The organism is Nisaea denitrificans DSM 18348, assembly GCF_000426505.1.
Lineage (GTDB): Bacteria > Pseudomonadota > Alphaproteobacteria > Thalassobaculales > Thalassobaculaceae > Nisaea > Nisaea denitrificans.
Genome location: NZ_AUFM01000011.1, coordinates 862,649 through 883,157, shown reverse-complemented (window position 1 = coordinate 883,157; position 20,509 = coordinate 862,649). Strand labels below are relative to the sequence as shown.

At 61.1% G+C, this 20,509-nt stretch carries 16 protein-coding genes; 4 read left to right on the top strand and 12 right to left on the bottom strand.

Annotation, left to right across the window (positions count from 1 at the left end):
- Positions 1-21: 21 nt before the first annotated feature.
- From K328_RS0105040 to K328_RS22610, 12 genes are read right to left on the bottom strand one after another with little or no spacing between them, the layout of a single operon-like run.
- A complete protein-coding gene (locus K328_RS0105040; protein ID WP_036553158.1) occupies positions 22-1,041 on the bottom strand; it encodes a glycosyltransferase family 4 protein in 1,020 nt (339 codons plus the stop codon).
- Positions 998-2,098, bottom strand: a complete 1,101-nt coding sequence (locus K328_RS22625) for a glycosyltransferase (protein ID WP_051284510.1) — start codon at positions 2,096-2,098, stop codon at positions 998-1,000. The genes K328_RS0105040 and K328_RS22625 overlap by 44 nt, the downstream gene beginning before the upstream one ends.
- Entirely contained in the window at positions 2,095-3,594 is a 1,500-nt protein-coding gene (locus K328_RS22620; protein ID WP_051284508.1) for a GumC family protein, read from the bottom strand. Before K328_RS22620 ends, K328_RS22625 begins: the two co-directional genes overlap by 4 nt.
- A complete protein-coding gene (locus K328_RS0105025; RefSeq protein WP_028465037.1) occupies positions 3,591-3,941 on the bottom strand; it encodes a hypothetical protein in 351 nt (116 codons plus the stop codon). The genes K328_RS22620 and K328_RS0105025 overlap by 4 nt, the downstream gene beginning before the upstream one ends.
- A 45-nt stretch (positions 3,942-3,986) precedes the next feature.
- A complete protein-coding gene (locus K328_RS0105020; RefSeq protein ID WP_028465036.1) occupies positions 3,987-6,368 on the bottom strand; it encodes a hypothetical protein in 2,382 nt (793 codons plus the stop codon).
- Positions 6,365-7,504: a glycosyltransferase gene (locus K328_RS0105015; RefSeq protein ID WP_028465035.1), complete on the bottom strand. Its 1,140-nt coding sequence runs from the start codon at positions 7,502-7,504 to the stop codon at positions 6,365-6,367. The genes K328_RS0105020 and K328_RS0105015 overlap by 4 nt, the downstream gene beginning before the upstream one ends.
- Position 7,505: 1 nt before the next feature.
- Positions 7,506-9,173 carry an asparagine synthase-related protein gene (locus K328_RS0105010; protein ID WP_028465034.1) on the bottom strand — a complete coding sequence of 556 codons (1,668 nt, stop codon included), beginning with the start codon at positions 9,171-9,173 and terminating at the stop codon, positions 7,506-7,508.
- Positions 9,174-9,186: 13 nt separating this feature from the next.
- Positions 9,187-10,371, bottom strand: a complete 1,185-nt coding sequence (locus K328_RS0105005) for a glycosyltransferase family 2 protein (protein WP_028465033.1) — start codon at positions 10,369-10,371, stop codon at positions 9,187-9,189.
- An 8-nt stretch (positions 10,372-10,379) separates the two neighbouring features.
- Positions 10,380-11,108 (bottom strand): acyltransferase, encoded by a 729-nt coding sequence (locus tag K328_RS27075; RefSeq protein WP_036553156.1) that lies wholly within the window; start codon positions 11,106-11,108, stop codon positions 10,380-10,382.
- Between the two features lie 5 nt (positions 11,109-11,113).
- The gene (gene glmS, locus K328_RS0104995) at positions 11,114-12,904 is read right to left on the bottom strand and encodes a glutamine--fructose-6-phosphate transaminase (isomerizing) (RefSeq protein WP_028465031.1); all 1,791 of its coding nucleotides are present in this window, start codon (positions 12,902-12,904) and stop codon (positions 11,114-11,116) included.
- A 57-nt stretch (positions 12,905-12,961) separates the two neighbouring features.
- Positions 12,962-14,413, bottom strand: a complete 1,452-nt coding sequence (locus K328_RS22615) for an O-antigen ligase family protein (protein WP_051284506.1) — start codon at positions 14,411-14,413, stop codon at positions 12,962-12,964.
- Between the two features lie 3 nt (positions 14,414-14,416).
- Positions 14,417-15,355 (bottom strand): glycosyltransferase family 2 protein, encoded by a 939-nt coding sequence (locus tag K328_RS22610; RefSeq protein WP_169721172.1) that lies wholly within the window; start codon positions 15,353-15,355, stop codon positions 14,417-14,419.
- A gap of 72 nt (positions 15,356-15,427) precedes the next feature.
- On the opposite strand from K328_RS22610, the gene K328_RS0104980 reads away from it, so the two are divergent.
- From K328_RS0104980 to glmM, 4 genes are all read left to right on the top strand, one after another.
- Positions 15,428-16,609, top strand: coding sequence for a glycosyltransferase (locus tag K328_RS0104980; RefSeq protein ID WP_028465030.1), 1,182 nt, complete (start codon positions 15,428-15,430; stop codon positions 16,607-16,609).
- Positions 16,609-17,997, top strand: a complete 1,389-nt coding sequence (locus tag K328_RS0104975) for a lipopolysaccharide biosynthesis protein (protein ID WP_156901174.1) — start codon at positions 16,609-16,611, stop codon at positions 17,995-17,997. Before K328_RS0104980 ends, K328_RS0104975 begins: the two co-directional genes overlap by 1 nt.
- Before the next feature lie 12 nt (positions 17,998-18,009).
- Positions 18,010-18,702: a sugar transferase gene (locus tag K328_RS0104970; RefSeq protein WP_084608097.1), complete on the top strand. Its 693-nt coding sequence runs from the start codon at positions 18,010-18,012 to the stop codon at positions 18,700-18,702.
- A 377-nt stretch (positions 18,703-19,079) separates the two neighbouring features.
- Complete coding sequence (glmM, locus tag K328_RS0104960; protein WP_028465026.1) at positions 19,080-20,447, top strand: phosphoglucosamine mutase; 1,368 nt, start codon at positions 19,080-19,082, stop codon at positions 20,445-20,447.
- The last annotated feature ends 62 nt before the right edge of the window (positions 20,448-20,509 follow it).

Sequence of the window (20,509 nt, the reverse complement as noted above, 5' to 3'; positions counted from 1 at the left end):
GCTGGTTATTCAAATGATGTATCAGGCGGCCGCCAGGCGGTAGACAGCCTCCAGGCGCTGAACAAGACGATCCGCGGAGCATTCGTGCCGGACATACTCCCAGCATTGCTCGCCAATGGTGTCCCGTTCCCCGTCTTCGAGATGGGACCAGGTGCGGATAGCATCACGCAATGCGCCTGTATCTTCGGGTGGTGCACACCAGCCGCGTCCCGCATCTGTCAATTGACGCAATGCTCCAACATCGAAAGCGGCAACCGGAACACCCTGCGTCATGGCCTCGAGCGCAGCCATGGGCAGACCTTCGGCACGAGATGGCATCACCAGCAGGCCGATGCCGGGCCAACGGCGATCAAGGTCCTCTACCGCTCCGTGAAACGTCACGTTTGCAGGCGCAATGGCTTCAAGCGAGCCGCTCATGGCACCGTCGCCATAGATGCTGAAGGTGAGGTCTGGCAGGCCGCGGGCAATCTCGCAGAGCAGATCGGGGCCTTTTTCGTGCGAGAGCCTTCCAACGAAGGCAATCTCGCGCCCGCGTCGAGGAGGGCATTTCCCAGGAACCCGGACACCGTTCGGAACCACCTCAGCGCCGCCAAATATCCTGGCGGCAATATCCTGGTTCACCGCGACAGCTTTACCGAGCGGCGCACTCAGCCTGTCGAGCAGGGTGTAGAGCCGGACTTTGCCGGTACCCGTATCACCATTGTGAAAGGTCGAGACCAGAGGTGTTCCAGTACGCCGGCAGGCGATGCGGCCAAAGATGTTGGCCTTGTACCCATGGGTGTGAACCAGCGCCGGCTGCTCCTCCGCGATAGCCGTCACGAGATCCTTCATGGATCCCGGGAGGCAGCGCCACGGAATGCCGGCTCGGTCCAGCCGGTCTCGCAATGGATGCACGCCATGATCGGCCAGGAAAACAACCTTGGTCTGTCTGCCTGCCTCTCGTTGCGCCTGAGCCAGCCCCAGGACATGGGTTTCAATACCGCCAATAGCGCTTGAATCAAGCAGTTGCCATGTCGGACGACTGATTTGGCGTGTTTCCATGCCATAGCTCCTCATAGTCGATCATCATGCGATCGAGCGAATAATGTTCCATGACGAAATCTCTTGGGTTCGAGACCTGAATTCGGGCGAGGGACCCGTATATGGCATTGACCACGGCGGCAGGCTCGGCCTTGGCGGCGACGAAACCGGAACCGGGATCCATGGCGTCGAGTACCCCCCCGACATTTGTTGCGATCACCGGGATGCCGCAAGCCTGTGCTTCAAGCAAGGAGAGGGGCAGGCCTTCGGCCCTCGAACTCAGGCAGAATCGATCCAGGGCCCGATAGAAATCTTCCATGGCATCGACCCTGCCAAGAAAGTGTACCCTCCCGGCCATGCCGTTGGCGTCCACGCGCCGTATCAGGGATTCCCGCTCGGAGCCGTCTCCGGCAATCGCCAGATGCAACTCGGGAAATTCGGTCATCGCGTCGATTAGGATATCGACGCCTTTTACATGTTCGAGGCGCGCGGCAATGCCGAACATGGGAACGCCCAGCGGCAGGTTGAGGCTGGCGCGTGCGATGCGGCTGTTTCCGGGGGTGAAGCGATTGGTATCGACACCGTTCGGAATCACCATGATGTTCTCGAACCCGAGATGGAGGTTCATCTGTCCGGCGACATTCGGCGCATCTGCCACGAGCAGGTGTCGGAAGGCCCGCATTGCAGTCCTGACGATAAAACGCCGCCGCCTCGCGTCGAGATGCCAGGCGTCATGCTCGGTGTGAATGAGTTTGGCTATCCCGGCAAGACGCGCTGCGGCTCCGCCATATATCAGGGGGCCTACATGATGAGTGTGCACCACGTCGGCGCCAATCGCCGTCAGAGTCCGAGCGAGAGAGACAGCAAGGCGGGGCACAAGACCTGGCGGCTTCTCCATGAACAGAATCCGATCCGAGAATTCTCTGAGCCGCGGCCAGGCATTGATGGCTTCTTCTCGTGTTCCCTCAAGGGAGATGATGGTGCTCCGGCTTCGGCTCCGGCGCGTCAGATCAAGAACCAGACATTCGAGACCGCCTGGGCGCAGGTGCTGGACGATTTGGACGACATGATCGCTCATGCTTTTGCCTCCTGTCTGAAGAACCGCATAAGGCGGCTTCTGCGATTGGTGTGCTGAGTGGGGCCATAGCCGGCGACGCGAGGCAGCCGGGTCAGAACCTTTGATCCGGGGATGCGCTCCACATGGTCGATGGTGCGAATAGTCGTGTCCGAAATGTCGACGACCACGGCGAGACCGACTCCAAGGGCGAAACCGGCGACAAGGCCCATCACGGTGTAAAATATGGTCGGGAGGCCGGTGCGGGCCTTGGGGACCAATGGGGGGTTAACGACCTTCACGGTTTCCGAGGAATCGAAGCGGCCGAGAGATCCCGTTACCTGTGCCATTTCAAATCGCTCGGCGAGTTGCGCCACGATCTTCCGGAGAACGGTCACATCGCGCTGCAGGCTCGTCAGGGTCTGTTCGACCATGCCGAAAGCATTGACCCTCTCGCGCAGGACGACTTCTTCTTCACCGAGGGTCTCTATTTCTTTTCCGAGCCGCTCGATCTGATCTTTCGCTTCCTGCAATCGCTCCAACTGAGAAACAACGAGCCCCTGTCCCTCGGCAACTCCGGACGAAATCATGTTCCAGAGACGATCCGGATCGTTGTTCAGAAGGGTGCGGCCAAGCGCGACTCTTTCACTGCGCTCATGTTCGAGCTGACCGACTTGCCGGAGCATTGCCTTGACCATGCTGTGCTGGTCCGTATAGCGAGACCTCAAGATCGAAAGTTCCGTGCGCGCGGTGACGAGCGCCTTGTCCAGCTGGCCAACGACGGGGTCGGTCTCCACGAGCTTCATCTTGATCGACGCGAAACTCGCACGGTCGCCTGCGAGCTGGCTGGTCTTGTCGGCGAGAAAGCGCCTGACTTCAGCGAGGCGATCGACGTTGCGGGTGTGCAGCTCGGGAAGGGAATCAGCATGTTCCGATTTGAAGTCGGCGAGCTGTCGTTCCAGTGTTTCCAGTTCCAACCGTTTGGATTGCAACTGTTCCCGCAAGAATTCTTCCGAGCCGTCGACGGCTGTCTGGCCCGGGGCCAATAGTCTGGTGATGAATTGGTGACTGACCTCGGTCAGGAGCTTGTCCATGCCCTTTGCCACATTTGAGCGGTAGGTAATCTCGACTACTTCGCCGCCGGTCAGGCGAAACATCAGGTTACTGTTGAGCCTTCCGGTCAGCATCTCAACCTGGCTCATCGGGGTGTCCTTGTTGATCCAACCGATATTCCAGAGCACTTCCTGAAGCGATTTCCGGATCCGGAGCTGCTCCACAAGAGCGTCCATGCGATCCTTCAATCGCGTTGATATTGCAAGATCCTGCAGAAACGGGTTGTGACTGGTCGGCTCCTGAATGAGCAGCGTTGTTTTCGCCGTGAAATAGCGCGGCGTCACAATGCCAATGGCGGTACCGACAAGGGGCATTAACAGGATTGGGACGACGATGAGATAGCGTCGTTGCCAGGCCGCAGAAGCGATCCTGAGAATGATGTCCCGCAGTGACAGGATCGAGATCATTTGCAGCCCGGAACGGAGGTGTCGACCGCCCTGGATGCGACCTGGCGCCGCAGTTCCTCAAGCGTGATATCGTCGGACAGGTCAGATCCCGCACCCGCCACGAAATCGGTTCCGGACATACCATGCGGGAGACCGGCCGTTTCGGCTGCCGGCGGCATGAATTCTCCACGTACCCGGGCCAGCATGACCTCGACGGAAAGAGGGTCGGACGGGACGATATCCCGGTCGGTTTTCATGAGTGCCAGATCTGCCGGTGCGATCAGATCGAATGGCGACTGAGCACAGGCGCCAGTGGCCAGCACGGCCAGCAACGCAAAGGCTTTCGCGGTGTTACGGAACTTCTGCATTGGAACCTCCTCGTCCGGCTTGTGCCGGATGCAAACTGAGATAACTCAGTCCGAGAACCGCAGGTTCCGTGCCAATGCTGTAATGCTTTCCCGAAGGTGGAATAAATCCATGTGAATCAGTCTCTTATCCTTCATCCAGTCGCCGGAGATACGGTCATGTATCACCTTGCGAAGTGCGACAGCCGTTGCATTTCGCGACGCTTCCTGGTCGAGCCACAGAAGCCAGCGCAAATCGATAATGCCGTCCGCCATATCCAGCAAACCGCGGTCGATATCGGGGACGCGCGGGCATTCCTCCGGCGTCGGATAGAGCCACTGGACGTCGGCCTCGCGACCATCTGTCGGGTCGAACGGATCTGCGGTGGGCATCCGGGCATGCCATTGCAGGTAACCATCTAGATCGTTGCGCCAGAGGAAAGTCCCGGCGGCCAATCGGGTCTGGCCGACATTATAGATCATGGTCCTGGTGCCCTGATCTCGCAGTGTGCCGATCGTGTCCGGATTGAGCCCATAGCCGGAATTTATCAGGGCGAGGTCGAACAGGGGGGCGACTTCCTGATCACGCTCGGCATTGAAGTGACCGGCGATGCGGGCTGTCGGTGCCGCCTTGCGGATCTTGCCGATCCAGGCTTTGAGTTTTTCCAGGTCGTGACCGTCATTGGAAACTTCATCCGCGGCCGACCAGTAGATGGTCTCCCCTCTACCGGTGAGTTCGGTTTCCGCCCGCAGCAACTGGTCGGTCCAGTTTTTCGTGCCCTGGAGACGTTTCAGGGGCGTGTAGCCGAGTAGGGGAGTCGAAAACCCAGCGAGCCTGACAGTCTGGATATCCCGCATCATCGTCTCAAGCGTTTCTGCGGTCTTTGGTGAGGTCATGGGAGGTGCGACGCCGGTCAGGCCGAGAGACTTCAGCGCGGAGAGATCGCAAAGCCGGGCTTCGGTTGAGGACGTCTTGAACCAGCGGTGCAGCGGCAAGTCTTCAAGATAGATGCCTATGGTTTTGTCTGTTTCGGGAAGCGTGACATCGAGCACCTCCACGGAGATCGGCAAAGCTTGGCCAGCAACGGTGATGCTGCCTTTGTAAAGGCCCGGAGGAGTTGCTTTCGGCACTGGAACAAGCACCGTGTAGCGCCTCGGCAGTCCTGGAAGGATGGAAAGGTTAGCGGCATCTCCGCGCAGGTGACGGTCATCGGCGACGAGCAGGGTCGATGCCGTTTCCGGTCTGGTCAGGCGCCAGTGCCCTGCGAAAAGCGTTCCCGGCAGAAATGTTCCGAGGCGCTCGGGCGCGGCGAGAGACGGGGCCGGGTCGATGATTTCATGCGGTGAGCGTGCGGTGATTTCGATCCGTGCATGCGTCCCCGGCGCGGCGAAGACGGTGCCGCCGCCGGTGAGTTTGAGGGTGTCCGTCGCGGGTTCAGTCACTATGTCCGGCGTCTTGAAACGCCAGGTCTCGTCGAACCGTTTCCGGCGCTCCGCCTCGATGTTTTTGAGAGTCTGCGCATCACCGACAGATGTAAGGACAAGGCCGGACAGGAAAGTGGCCGAGAGATTGGAGCCGGCGAATTCGATGCTGATCTGGCCGTCGGGGCTGTCGACCACATGCGTCACTTTTCCGCCGCGCCGTGCTCCGAAACCGTCCCAGGCGGTTTTGCCCGGATGCCATTCGTGACCACGGCCCTCAAGATAGATCTGGCGCCGCCAGTCGGCATGGGTCATCCGGCGGTAGAATGCGGTCTCGCCGTTGATCCGGATACGCCGTTCGAGGGCATGGGGCAGGTACTCCCATTCGCCGACATCCTCGGTCCAGAGAGTCACCTGCCAGACGCCGGGGCGGTGCTTAAGAACCAGGCGTTCTATGCCCTCGATACCGTCGGCGACCAATGCGTCTCCGCCCGGGCGGTCGCGGGTGTGCAGGTTTCGTCCGATCATCATCGGGTCGCCGGGAGCGACCTTTGCAAATCCGGGGAAGATCGCACCGTCTTCGGGACCGAAATCGAGGGCGATCACATCGCTTGCCGGAGCGTGTACCGGTACGGGAATCTCGACCGTCGCATGCTCGACGGTGACGCGTTGATCGGAAGGGGACGCGAACAGCTTGGCGAGTGTCAGCGTCTGCCGGTCAAGGGGATGCCGGCGCGGTGTCTTCAAAGAGGCAATGGGAACGCGAAAGGTGAACAATCCGGGCGGTACTTTGCGCTCAAGATTGACCCGGCTCCAATAGTCGGTCGATTGCGCATCGTCGATCCGCAGAACGATGACCGCCGGTCCGTCGAGGCCGTTCTTGCCGGTAACCACGATCTCGGCATCGTTGGGAGCCGATGCAAGCGCGTTAATCGGCAGGTCGTAACCGGTTGCGCCGGCATTGTTGTGGAACCAGGCGCCGCCGGACAGGAGTGCCGCGATCAGTACGGCGAATATGAGGCTTTTCATGCCGCGATCCCTTCGAGCGCAGAAAGAGCCTGATCCGCACGGGCGTGCCAGGTCTCGGATGCGACAAGTTGTTTGCGGGCCGCCCGCGCCGCCGGACTGTTATCGATCCGGTCGAGAGCAGCACTGAAATCCGCTGTGTCGGCGACGACGGAGACGGCATCTCTATAAGGGGCGAGGCTGCGGAATTCGGTGCTGATCACCGATGTTCCGCTGGCGAGATACTCGCGCAGTTTCAGAGGGTTGCAGGCGCGGATCTGCGGCGTGTCCAAAAACGGCAGCAGGGCGACATCCGCATGCTGGACGTAGCCCGGCAGGGCGTGGTGTGGACGCGGGCCAAGCAGGCGGATGTTGGCGACGGATGAGAGCCGGTCCAGGGAAATATCGGCCTTGCCAATCAGGACGAAAGTCCAGTCGGGCCGGGCTTCGGCCGTGCGCGCCATCAGTTCCTGATCGAGCCAGTCCGAAATGCTGCCGTAAAACAGGGCAATTTTGCCGTTGGGAAGGTCGGCAGGTCGGTCCGCCGGACGGTCGAAAAGATCGAAATCGACGCCGTGCGGCAGAGCCGAGATCCGGGATCCCTCGAATTTTCTCTCCAGCGCCTCATTGGTCACGAAGACAATGTCGGACTGCTGCGCGAGCTTCTTTTCCATTCGTGTGACCGGCGTGTGGTCGACGCCGACAAGTCCGGAGAAATCATCGCAGCAGTAATAGGCGACTGCCGCCTCGCCGAGAGTTCCGACAACGTCGACGGCGGTCGGCAGCGAGGCCCAGAGAATGGGGCTTTCAAGGTCCTGCTGTATGAGCGCCGCCCGGATCTGGGCGCCGAGACTGGCACGATTGATGGCCGACGCCAGCGGGTTCCCGGGCCAGGAAACGGCGCGGGGGTGAATGATTGTCAGGTTATCCGGCTTGTCCTGCGCTGCCGGGACCGCGGCCGGTTTCTGGTTGCTGCGTCCCATCGACCGGAGTTTGCGCAGGACGCGCCCGGCGTCGCTCGCATTCAGCCGCGGCCGCCGAAGGCCGATTGAGTTGACCCAGATGACAGGGCGATCAGCGGCAAAGCGTTTGGCAAGGTGCTGACTGCTGCTGGGAAGGCCTCCCCAGTCTTCTCCGAACATGACGAGCGGGCGGTTCATCTCACGCTGCCTCCGAGTGTTTGTCGCTGGCTGAAGTCGCGATGCTGGTCAGAGCGGACAGCGTGCCGGTGGCTCGGAGCTGGTCGAGACCGGCCGCCCAGTTGACGAAGGACGTGCGGTTTTGCCCGGCGATGCCGGTCCAGTCGGCCACATGTCCCGCGAGCAGAGATACGTCTGCGCCTCGGGCCCATGCTGAGTAGTCGGTGAGAGGCGCGCCTGATTTTCCGTAACGTGCCGATACGCCGACCCGAGCCGCCAGTCCCGGCCAGCGCTCGGCAAGGGTTAAGCCCTCCGACAGGGGGCGCCCTGTCTTGTCCCAGTCGATCGCGGCAAGCCCTGGAGCCAATCGCTTGATGGCCCAGCGATGGAAGCCGCCGGCCATACGGCGATGAACCGGCAAACCCGACATTGCTGTAACGACATCGCGGTCAAGGAACGGATGGAAACGGGGGTGAACATCGTCCAGAAGCTGCTGTCCCGCGACAACGAAACGCGGAACGCGAAGGCGCAGATAGGCGAGGTCGAGACCAGTGGCGAGTGTGTCCGTCTGCTCCAGAAGGCAGGAGACTTCCTGCTCCAGCCGGGCCAGGGCCTCTTGGCCCTCCGGCATTCCGGATGTGGCAAGTGCCTCCAGACGCCCGCCGGACATATGTTCCATCACATACCGGAGCGCTCGCGGTGCGAAATGTTTGCGTGCGAGTGGCGAGCCGAGCAGCTCAAGTCCCGGTGCGCCACGGTCGTAATAGAAGCAGCGATAGGTTTCCGAGCCGGTGCCGGTGATCAACGGCCGTCCGGCGATCTCTGTCAGCGTCTCGGCGGCGAGAAGGCCATGGGCGTGGTTTACGGCGACCTCTCCGGCGCCGATCAAACCGACTCTGGCGGCGTGACGGGCAATCTGCTCGGCCTCGATGTCGGCTTCGAAATGCCAGCATTCTGCGGCACCGGCGAGACCGAGTGCGATGCGCCGGTCGGAGCTCGTCCGGGCGCCGTAACTGAAGGTGTCAGGCTGATGGCCGGAAGCGAGGGCACAGGCGAGCAGGAGGCGGGAATCCAGCCCGCCCGACAGCGGGATCATGGCCTCGGGGGAGGCCCGGAGGCAGCGGTCGACGGCGCTGACCAATGCGTCCAGTGCTTGTCGCGGTCTGCTGCTCGTGGCGCCGAGTGTCGGGCATGTTTCGCTCAGTTGCTCGGGTGCGTGACCAGGTTGCAGGCAAACCAAAGCGCCTGGGCGACACTGGTAAACCATCGGAAAAACGGTTCGATTGCCGAGGAGCTGGCCGAGACCCAACAGTTCGGTCGCGGCGGCGGGATCGCCACTGCTTGCCAGTTCGGGACGGTTTTCGAGGATCGTCGCGGTCGCGCTTGCCGCACCGATTTCCTTGTCGGAACGGAATAGCGAGACGGGATAGAGGCCAAGGACGTCCGTTGCGGCGACGATCCTGCCCCGGAGCTGGTCGAACAGAACGGCACTGGTGCCCCAGAGTTCCGGAGCCCGGCCATCGCTCAGGGCCGTGAAGAGCGCCGTGGCGTCGACAGGCGTTCCCGGGTCGCCCCAGGCAATCAGAAGGCCTGAAGGGACATCGAAGCGGTGTATTTCACTCGCACGGTTTGCGGAGAAAGCGACGGTGGAAATGTCACCGTTTTTCAGAGTGGCGAAAAATGCGGCCATCGCGCGGATCTCCTCAGGTGACGATGCGGCGCCAGGGGCCGCGCTTCGGGTTCCGAAGATAGTCGAGAGCACCGATGCCGTTGGCGACATGGGCCTGGACCAGATAGTGGACGGTGCGGCCAACACGCCCCCATGGCAGGCCGGGGGCAATCTGCACTAGGGCGGCCAGCAGGTAGCCCGCGCTCTGGCCGGCGGCGAGTACGGCGAAGACCGGCGATGTCGGGGCGAGTGCAAGTGAGCCGAGCCATGCGAGAACCAGGATCAGGGGCATGAAAGCCCGCAGGAACTTGCTGGAAAAGAAGGCGAAGGCCATGCCGCCATGCCGGGGATGGAGCAGGCCGACGAGGCGGATAGCCTGCTGCATGTTACCGGCGCCAATGCGCTTGCGGCGTTGACGGTCGACCGAGAGAGATGTGCCGTCGAGCTCATAGGTCAGGACCTCCGGGTCATAGACGGTGCGCAGACCGTTTGCCGCGATACACATCGGGATAACGAAGTCGTCATTGATCGTATCGGCAGGGATCGGCCGGAAGCTGGAGCGGCGGATTACATAGAAGGCGCCATGGGCACCGATCAGGCCGCCGATCCGCGCTTCCGCGGCTTTCATCGCGGTCTGAAAGCGCCAGTAGGCGGCTTCACCGGCTGATCCAGGCTCCATCAACTGGTAGGTCCCGGACACGACGCCGACCCGCCAGTCGGCAAAATGCCGGGCGGCGTGGAGAAGAGCGTCGATGGCGAGAATTGAGGATGTGTCTGTAAGCGCGACCAGATCTGTATCGCAGCGCTCGATCTGCTCGTTCAGGACGGCTGTCTTGCCCCGGTTCTCGAGGCAGTTGACGACTGTCACGCGCCCCAGGGCCTGTTCGTCGAATTCGACCGCGCGCGAGGCTTCCGCGTAGGTCTCGTCGGTGCAGCCGTCGCAGATAATCCGCAACTCGAGCCGGTCCGCCGGATAATCCAGGCTGAGGATATTGGCGATCTTCTGAACGATAGCCTTCTCCTCGTTAAAGGCGGGGACCAGAACTGTCACGCTTGGCAGGTCGCTGTCCGCCATGGTGGCGAGGAAGTCGCGCCCGGGCACCTTGGCGGGCTCGTTGCCGCGCCGGGCGATCGCCCGCAGCAAAGCAGGGTAGATCGCGTGGTGATAGGCGACGAGGCCGGTTGCGGCGAGGGTGACGGATTCGAGAAATACGGACATGTCGGACCTCAGGCAGCTTCGTTCGTTGCCGCGAGCGGCACGAGAAGGCGAATGGGACGGGCTGGAACGCCTGCAGCGAGAACGCCCGGCGGCAGGTCTCGGGTAACCACGCTTCCGGCGGCGACGACGGTTCCGGCACCGATGCGGACGCCGGCACTGACAGTGACACCGGTTGCGAGCCAGACACCGTTCTCAAGGACGATGTCGCCGACCTGATCTTCGGTTTCAGGCTCGCCTGCGGCCCGAGCGAGCGGGTCGAGCGGATGGCCGGGATAACCGGCGAGGAAGGCACGACCAGCGATCCGCACATCGTTGCCGATGACGACACGGCTGCCGACGGCAATCGTCGTCTGCCAGCCGATGTCGCAATTGCGACCAACGCTGAGTGTCGGGCGGGGGGTAGCCCGAGTACGGCCGCTGATCGTGACCTGGGTGGACAGGCGAACGTCGTCGCCTATCTCGATTTCGACCGGTCCGAGCACGAGGGGCAGACCGGCGCCGTCCAGATAGAGCTGGCGGCCGGAGCGCGCGAGGCGGCTCCTGAATATCGGTGTCCGGTAGAAGATCCGGGTGCAGTCCCGGAATGCGGACACGACGCTTCCATGCAGGTGGTAAAGACCCTTGTGAATGCCGGGAATAACCGGAACTTCGAGATGACGCCGCGCCGTGGCGATGCCGTAGATCGCTTTCGCGACGGGATGGCGGCGTTCCTTCACCCAGTGCCTGAAACCGCTCATGTCCGTCACTCCACCGTGACCGACTTGGCCAGGTTGCGTGGCTTGTCCACGTCGAGGCCGAGTTGGCTGGAAGTGTGATAGGCGAGGAACTGCATGGCGACGACATGCAGGATCGGTGCAATGAACGGGCTCGCTTGCGGCACACGAATGACGTCGTCGGCAGCGTCACATTCGAGTTCTCCCCGTTCCGTAATCAGGACCGTGTAGGCACCGCGGGCCTTTACCTCGGCGAGGTTGGATAGAGTCTTTTCCAGTGTCGGGCCGCGGCTGGCACAGGCGATTACCGGCAATCCATCGGCGATGACGGCGATAGGACCGTGTTTGAGTTCGCCCGCCGGATAGGCTTCGGCATGAATGTAGGAAAGCTCTTTCAGCTTGAGGGCACCCTCGGCGGCCGACGCATAGTCGGCGCCGCGGCCGAGGAACAGACAGCTTTCGGACGTCTTGATACGGGAGGCGATATCACCTGCCTGCGCTTCACATCCGAAGATGTTCCGGATTGATGACGGAAGGCGGCAGAGTTCGGCCTGCAGTTCCACGGCCCGTGAGATCGATACCTCGCCTTTTAACCGGGCAACGCGCAGGGCTAGCTGGGCAAGGGCGGTGAATTGCGAGACGAAGGTCTTCGTGGCCGCGACCCCGATCTCCCGTCCGGCGCTTGTCGGCCAGAAATGGTCGGCGCGCCGTGCGAGCTGGGAGCGGGCGACATTGACGATCGCGACGGTCGGCACGCTATTGGCTTCAAGAAGATCGAGGGCGGCGATGGTGTCCGCAGTCTCGCCTGACTGGGATATCAGGATGGCGGCCGTCTTGTCGGTGTCGAGCATCGGACGCGTGGATAATTCGGATGCGATTTCGAGATCGACCCGGATATGGCCAAGTTCCTCGAACCAGCGCCGGGCCAGCATACCGGCATAGTAGGACGAGCCGCAGGCGACGATCTGGATACGGTCCGCATTCACCAGACATTCCGGAATGTCGAGATTGGCGAGATTTCGCAGTGTTGTGGCGACAGCCGTCGGCTGCTCGTCGATTTCGCGGCGCGTATGGTCGGGCCATTCGGTCGAGGCGGCTGTGCTTTGGCTCTCTTCTACAGGCGCCCATTCGCGCTCAACAACGGTACCTTTTTTGTCCAGGATCGTAATCTCGGTGCGCTTCAGAATGGCGATGTCGCCTTCCTCGATGCTCGCGATATCGGTCACGCGGTCGGTCAGGGCGACATCGTCGGACGCGACCCAGGCACCGTTGTTTCCGCGCCCGATCACAAGGGAGCTGCCCATGTGCAGGGTCACGATGGTGTCGCGATCCCTTTTGTCGAGCACGGCGATCGAATATCGGCCGCGCATACGCGCCGCGGCGCGCCGGATTGCGCTGACGAGATCGCTCGACCTGGCAAGTTCCTCGACGATCAAGTGTGGAATGACTTCTGTGTCGGTTTCGGAGAGGAAGCTGTGTCCGGCGGCAATCAGCTCGCGTCGCAGTTCCTGATGGTTCTCGATGATCCCGTTCTGCACGACAGCGATGCCGTCATGGACGTGCGGATGGGCATTGATCTCACTTGGCTTGCCATGTGTGGCCCAGCGTGTATGAGCGATCCCGATGCTGCCGTCGGCAGGACGGTCGCGCAGCAGAAGCTCGAGCTGGTCGACTGGACCGACAGCGCGTCGAACTTTGATGCGTTCGCCGAGCACTGCGATGCCTGCGGAATCATAACCACGATATTCCAGCTTACGCAGGCCGTCGATCAGGGCGTGGGCCATGAAGCTGCCGTTTACTCCAGCGATAATCCCGCACATAGGATCCTCCAAAGATTGTTCAGTCCAACCACCGCAAGCGGTGTGCCAGAAGTTAACTCATTGAATTTTATTGATTTTTGTATTTTCGAGGACGGGAGATTCGCAACCTGCATCGGAGCTTGCATTGCGTCCTGCAACGCCGGGGAGAATACCGATGCGATCTGGCGAAATGCGGTCTGCGGCAACGATCAGGGCATGCATGATGTAGAAGGGCCAGATGAAGCCCTGGGTCAGGAACGTGCCCGAAACACAGAACCCGGCAAGGCCCGCCAGCAATGCTTCCCGGGTCGCACCTGTCCAGGCAACGCCCCGGTCGAGATGGGCTGGCCACTGGCGCGCTTCCTTCTCGCTCACTATGGCGCGGCGCAGGGTCACCCCGACCATGGTGCAAAAGACGCCGAAACCCAGGAAACCTGACTCAGCAAGGACACCGAACCAGGTGCTGTGCACAGCATGGTTCTTGCCGTCCCAGTGCGAGGAATAGAAAAAATAGTTGGCGTAGAAATTGTCGAGGCCGACCCCGGAAAGGGGATTGGAGAGGGCCATCCGGAACGCTGCCTCCCAGGCGTAAAGACGTCCCATGGAGGACTCGTCGATACCGTCTGCCGCAGCAACGACCGAACGGTCTCCGACACCGGCCAGGACGAAGAGAACGGCACCGGCGGCTCCTCCGGCCAACACCAGCAGCATCTTGTTCTTTGTCCGGTTCCAGGCGTAGACGCCGCAGACCGCCATCAAGCCGAGCAATCCGCCGCGGCTCTGTGTGTAGACGATCCCGAGGATGACTGTCGCCAGACCGGCGAGGCCGATAAGACGGTCATGAAATCCGAGACCTCGGCGCAGGATCATTGCGACCGCGAAGCTGGCCGGAAACAGAAGCACCAGTGCAAGGTCGTTCGGATCCCCGAGCATCGAGCCGAAGCTTCTGCCGATGGTCACGCGCGTGCCTTCGACAAGACCGATCCCGTTATGCCGGTTCTGGATTGCGACCAGAGCGACCAGGAAGCCGGCTATGACGAACACCCGGCTGGCAAGCGCGAGGTCGCCCGGTTTCTGGACCAGCCAGGCAATGGCGAAGACCATGATCGCGATCTTCACGAAAGTGCCGTTCCAGAAGCCGAACGCCAGTCCGAAGTTGCTCGCGAATATGACGCCGAAAGAGACCAGTATGAAAAACGTGAGGGCGACTTTCAGTTCCGGGGTCAGAAACAGGGTCAGGCGCCGCGTCGCGAACTGATAGCCGAGGGTGGCCAGTGCCCCCATCGCCAGGAGCTGCGGAATGCGCAGCGAATAGAGCATCGGATAGGCTTCGTGAATCCTGAACAGTGAGAACACGACGAAGCCGACAATGATCGCGACCGGAAAGCGGAAAACGACCAGAACCGCGAAAGGTGCCAGTGCGAGAGCCAGCGCGGCCAGAGGGGTTTTGGTTGCATACCAGGCTGCACCTGCGAAGCAACTGATCCCGACAGCGGCCAGTGTCTGACCTATCCGAGAGCTCAAAAACATGGTTCAGGCCACCAGCAGATTGCGCATGTCGGCAATGGCCGAGCGTGCCGTGCGGCGGGTCGGATTGGCGCGCAAGGCGCGGAGATGAAAGCGCAGCGACTGGGAATGATCTCCAGTTTCGCGGGCCATCTCGGCGCGCGCTATATCGATTCTGGCCTTTGCTGCACGAACCGCGTGCCGGTCCATCGGCGCGATCAACGGCTCGTAGGTCTCGACGATGCTGTTCATGCAGGAAATCCGAAGTGCCCGGTTGCTGGTGACCGAGCCGGGCATGACGAGATAATCCATTGCAGGTTCGGTCGAGTAGGCGGCCGGGCCGCGCAGCGCGAGCCGCAGCCACAACTCCCAGTCCGAGGCGGACCGGAGGTCCGGGTCGAACCCGCCGCTCGCCTCAAAGGCATCCTTGCGGATGACGACCGTGGACGTGCCTACGGCGTTCTCCGCAAAGATCAGCGGGGCGGAGTTTTCGATCCGGCCGAAGTCCGCCCCTGTTTGGGGGAGCGCCTTGTAGAGAGGCCAGAATGGGAAGGCGAGGCCGAGAGACTGACCGGCGGGTGTGAAGTGCTCATAATCGGTAAAGCTGAGCAGCACGTCTGAATGGGTCTCGTGAAAGGCAACCTGCCGCGCCAGTTTGCCGGGCCGCCAGCGGTCGTCCGCATCCAGAAAAGCGATGAGCGGCGCCTCGGCATGTTTGATCGCGAGATTACGTGCCGCCGCCGGGCCAATGCCGTCGCTGTGCAATTGCATAATGCGACAATCGTTGCGGCTTGCATCGGTCAAAACCGCATCCGTGCCGTCGGTCGAACCGTCATTCACGACAATATGCTGAAACTTGTCGATGCCTTGCGAACGGACGCTTTCCAGCGCCCCGGGCAGGTCTTCTGCGGCATTGCGGGCCGGTGTGACGATCGTAACGAGCGGTGTTTCGGTTCCGTGAGGCATGGTTTTCATCCTTGGCATTCATGTTGCGACTTGCCGGGTAAGCAGCAGCTACCGTGCCAAGGAGGTTTCCGGATGAAGCGCATCGCTTTCCTGATCGACGAGTTCCCTGTTCTCTCTGAAACCTTTGTTGGAAACGAGATCCGTGCCGTTGCGGCGCTCGGCCATCCGGTCGAGATCATCGCCATGCGGCGCCCGCAGGGGAAAAGCCAGCCGGCGGATGAAGCTCTGGCGACGCAAACGGTCTATCTGGACGAGATCGGTTCGCTCGACGCCGGGTTGGAACTGATGCGCTCAGGCAGCCGGATCGGCCGGGCCTGGGAATTCATCTCGGAACAGCGCGGCCTTCCAGGCCGTTCTCTTCTGTTCAATGCGGCCAAGATCGCGTCCGTTCTGCATCGCCGGAACTGCGAACACATTCATGCCCATTTCGCCTGGGGCGCAGCCGGACATGCCATTGCGGCAGGACGTCTTGCCGGTATTTCGGTTTCCTTCGTAGGACATGGAACGGATGTCTTCGGGACCCCGGCCGATCTGGATACGAAGCTGAGGCACGCCGATTTCGCGGTCGCGACGTGCGAGGACACACGCGCGCATTTCCTTAACCTGGCCAGCGACGCCATCGTCGCCTCGATTGCCTGCGGGATCGAGGTGGACCGGTTCAAACGACCGGAAAGCGACGGTAACCCCGGTGAGCCGAGGTTGATATATGTGGGGCGTCTGATCGAGCGCAAAGGCGTTCAGGATGTGTTGAGTGCCCTGTCGCGGCTCGCACCGTCCGAACGCCCGGCCTTCGATATCGTCGGCGACGGGATAATGCGCGCCGAGCTGGAAGAACAGACCGCTGCCCTCGGGCTATCGGCCAGCGTGACCTTTCTCGGATCGCGTCCCGCCGAATGGCTGACAGCCAATCTCGGGCGATACACGGCCTTGCTTGCGCCATTCTTCGAGGGCGAGGACGGAGGCCGCGACACCGGTCCGCTGGTCACCAAGGAAGCAATGGCAATGGAAGTGCCGGTCATTGCTTCGACATTCATGGGGCTTAAGGAAATCGTTAACGAGAGTTGCGGCATTCTCGTGCCGCCGCGCGATCTTGATGCGCTCACGGCGGCGATCCGGACCGCGGTCTCCTGGTCGCCGGAAGAGCGGTATCGCCTGGGGCAGGCCGGACGGCAGAGGGTCATCACCAATTTCACGACCCGCCGTCAGGCGGAGTACCTGACGGCGGTTGTCTCGTGTCTGGGGCGGGCGGCCTGATGAAAGCACTGATCTGTAACCCGGCTGTCCGGAGCGCCGCGTTCTATGCGGTCGCCCTTGTTTTCGGTAAAGGCGTGTCGTTCTTGATGCTGCCGCTGGTGACGGGACATCTCAGTCCCGCCGAATATGGTGTGGTCGAGCTTCTCGCATCCGTCGCCGACGTTGCCGGGATCGTCTTCGGACTCGGGCTTGCGGATGTACTCTTTCGGTTCGGCCGCGAGGAGGGCATGGCGTCGACCCTGCTTGGCTTCTCGCTGACGATTGGGTTGCTGCTCGGGATCGCGGGGCAACTCGCGGCTCCCACAATGGCTGGTATGACGCCGGTCCCGGTTGCGCTTCTAGACCTGCGCATTCTTTTCGCTTCGCTTGCCCTCACGGCCGCAATTCAGGTCCCGCTAGCTTATCTCCGGTACAGGGACCGGCCGGCCTTGTTCGCGGCTGTATCAATCGGGAAGGCTGCGGTTCAGGCTGGGCTGGTGGCTATTTTCCTGATCGCGGATGGGGGTGTTACAGCAGTGCTGGCCGGAGGCCTGATCGCTGATGGCATTGTGACTGTGATCCTGGTCAGCCTGCAATTCCGGGAAGCAGGGATCGGTATCAAACGGAAGCACGCGAGGCTGGCGCTGGGATATGGCGTGCCGCTGGTTGCCAGCGGAATGGCCGGTTTTTGTCTGGGAAGCTTCGATCGCTGGGTGCTTGCGGCACATGTTTCCGTAGAGGATCTCGCCTTCTACGGCCTGGCTGCGAAATTCGGGCTGATCGCAGCGCTTGCGATGCAGCCGTTTGAGATGTGGTGGTTCCCCCGTCGCTTCAGTCTGCTTGAGACAGAGGAGGGACGGCGCCACAGCGCTGACATCGTCGGCATTGGCTTTGTCTACAGCGTTATGGTCGTCGGCGGTGTCGCCGCTCTGGGGCCGTATGTGATCACCTGGATGACACCGGTCGCTTATCATGAGGCGGCCGTTCTGGTCCCTTGGCTGGCGCTGATTGCGCTGCTTCACGCCACCTCCAATTTGGTCAATGTGGGCTGCTACGCAGGGAAGACCACGGTTCTGCCGATGTGTCTCAACGGCTTTTCTGCCGTCGTCGCCGTCACGGGATACATGATTCTGATTCCGGCCTTCGGTGTCATGGGGACGATCATGGCAACCCTGGTCGCGCAGTCAGTCCGCCTGACCCTCTTCTTTGCTTTCAGTCAACGGCGTGTTCGCATTCCGCATCACCTGTTGCGTTCTGCGATGTTGGTCTCTGCAACAATGGTATTGTTTGTCGGGATGGGACTCTATCAACTATCTGATTTTTATATATTTATTCCTTTGGCATCACTTGGCGCGGCATTTGCTCTTGGACTATTGAGAGCCCCTGATCGGGGCGGCAATCCGGCCTAAGGAGTGATACCCATGTCGATTGAAATCACCAATACCTATGAACCGCTCGCAAGCCAGGACCATGTTGAGCAGCAGCCGTTTGTTCACCCGGTTGTGGTGGTCGCAAAGCGCTCGGTTGACGTGGTCGGGGCAGGCAGTTTGCTGATAGCAACCTTGCCGCTGTTTCCCCTCATCGCCCTTGCTATCCGAATTGAAAGTCCTGGGCCGGTACTGTTCCAGCAGCTTCGCGTGGGACGCACGACAGACACGTTCTCCGAGTTGTTCCAGATGAACAAGTTCCGTTCCATGAGGACCGATGCGGAGAGTCGCTCAGGCGCTGTCTGGGCCTCGAAGAATGACAACAGGATCACGCGGGTGGGAAAATTTCTGCGCAAGACCCGGCTCGACGAGTTGCCGCAGTTGATCAATGTCCTGCGCGGCGAGATGTCGCTCGTGGGGCCTCGGCCGGAGCGGCCGAGCTTCTGCCGCAAGCTGGAGCAAGAAATCCCATTCTATATCGAGCGTACCTGGGGATTGCGTCCGGGCATTACCGGATGGGCGCAAGTCAATCAGGGTTACGATGAGACCCTCGACGATGTCAGGTCGAAGATTCTTTACGATTTCAGCTATGCGCTGGCAATGCGGTCTCCGTTTTCATGGCTGGCTATGGAAGCCAAGGTCGTTTGCCGGACCGTGATGGTCATGGCGTTCGGGCGTGGTCAGTAGGGAGGGGAGAGAACAATGGCCAGACATCGCACATCTTCCTTTAAGCGTACAAACGGGCGGACCTGTCGCCCTCTCTGGATAGATATAGATCGCGTGCCCTTTCTCGCGGCGAACTGGAGCCTTGGAGGGTTTCTGCTTGCCGAAAGGATTCCTAATCTGGAGGTCGGCGATAGAGTGCTCACGCGGTTGTCCCTCGATCCGATTACGGAATCCCCATTCGCTTACATTTTTGCGCGCGTTGTGCGGATCACATCGGAAGGAACCGGCTTCGCGTTCACCGAAATGCCGCAACTCGCCTTCGATCTAATGGAACGCGCGATCTTCGCGCGCCACCCGATGGAAAAGCGCGCCAGCAGCGCGCGGAACAAGAGGTCAAGATGACTGATACGCTCTTTGGAACAGATGGAGTGCGCGGCAAGGCAAATGCCGGAAACCTGCGCCCCGATGTTGTTGTCCGTATTGCTCAGGCTGCCGGCAGCCTACATCCACCTTCACCGGGCGAGCGCCACTCTGTCGTTATAGGCAAGGATACGCGTCTGTCCTGCTACATGATCGAAAACGCCCTGGCCGCCGGTTTCGCGTCGGTCGGGATGGATATCGTGCTGACAGGGCCGCTGCCGACCCCTGGTGTGGCGATGGTAACCCGCTCCATGCGGGCCGACCTCGGAGTAATGATCTCGGCATCGCACAATCCATACGACGATAACGGTATCAAGCTGTTCGGTCCTGACGGACGCAAAGTAAACGGAAATGTTGAGCAACGGATTGCCGCACTTGTCGCGTCGCCAGACCAGATCACGCTCGCGGATGCCGGGCGTGTCGGGCGGGCCCGGCGGGTCGAAGACGCAATCGGTCGCTATGCCGAATTCGTCAAGGCCAGCTTTCCTCGCGAACTCAGCCTGCGCGGCATGAGGATCGTCGTGGATGCCGCCAACGGTGCAGCTTACAAAGTTGCCGAGAGCGTTCTCTATGAACTCGGTGCCGACGTTATTGCAATCAATGTCAGTCCGAACGGCAGGAATATCAATGACACCTGCGGCGCAGTCGAACCCCAGGCGCTCTCCGAAGCGGTGTGCACATATCGGGCGGATATCGGGCTGGCACTCGATGGGGATGCCGATCGCGTCATGCTCGTCGACGAAATGGGACGTGTTGCAGACGGAGACCAGCTCCTTGCCTGTATTGCCCGGCGCTGGTCGGTCGCCGACCGTCTCACAGGAAACGGGATTGCAGCAACTGTCATGTCTAATTTCGGTCTTGAGCGCTGGCTCGGCGAGCAAGGTCTGAAACTTCATCGTACGCAGGTCGGTGACCGGCATGTCGCCGAATGTATGTGGGAAAAGGGGCTTAACCTGGGTGGTGAGCAGTCCGGCCATGTGCTTTGCGGCGATATCGCAACAACCGGAGACGGGCTCATTGCCGGTTTGCAGGCAATAGCGGCAGTGATCGAAACCGGTCGGCCGGCGAGCGAGGTTCTCCGCTTGTTTGAACCGGTACCGCAACATCTCGTTGCCGTTCAGTGCCGTGACAGATCCATTGTCCAGAGCGAAGCCGTCAGGACCGCTGTGGCGGAAGCCCAACGGGCGATTGCCGGCAAGGGGCGCATTCTCGTGCGGCCGTCAGGCACCGAGCCTGTTGTCCGGGTCATGGTCGAAGGCGAGGTCCCCGATCTTGTCGAAAGCATTATGGAAACGTTGACGGATGTGATTGCCTCCGAAGATCGTGTCACCAGTAAAGCGGCGTGAGAAAGCGCTGGGTTGAATCTGTTCAAAAGCTGCCCGCTCGTCGCTAGGGTGGCTTTTGGACG